The organism is Achromobacter sp. SIMBA_011 (genome assembly GCF_046535435.1).
Lineage (GTDB): Bacteria > Pseudomonadota > Gammaproteobacteria > Burkholderiales > Burkholderiaceae_B > Achromobacter > Achromobacter dolens.
This window is the reverse complement of the sequence record NZ_JAWRWN010000307.1, coordinates 1-280: the sequence shown is the minus strand read 5'-3', so window position 1 is coordinate 280 and position 280 is coordinate 1. Positions and strand designations below refer to the sequence as shown.

General features: G+C 60.4%; 1 protein-coding gene. It reads right to left on the bottom strand.

Going from position 1 to position 280, the window contains the following annotated elements; all coding sequences use genetic code 11:
• Positions 1-23: 23 nt before the first annotated feature.
• Positions 24-280 (bottom strand): DUF1493 family protein (locus SB816_RS31080; protein ID WP_410548126.1); only part of this gene is annotated, 257 nt, incomplete at its 5' end.

Below are 280 nucleotides of genomic sequence, written 5' to 3'. Positions count from 1 at the left end.
ATTCAACCGCGCATCCCTCTCTCTCATCCGCCCCCTCGGGCAGCCGCAGCCTCGATCACCGACGTATCCCACCGTCCGTACTGCATTGCCTCAGCGAGCATCCCGAGCGTCAACGGAACGACAGCCGGCCGGCGATACCGCTTCGAAAACAAGCCGAGGAACCCCGACAACATTTCCTGACCTTCTGGCCGGAAATAGCGTCGATACGGAAAATCCCGCACCTGGACGCTGAACGTCTCAGCCCACTTGTCGATGAATTCGACAGCATCCTCCCCCGTCA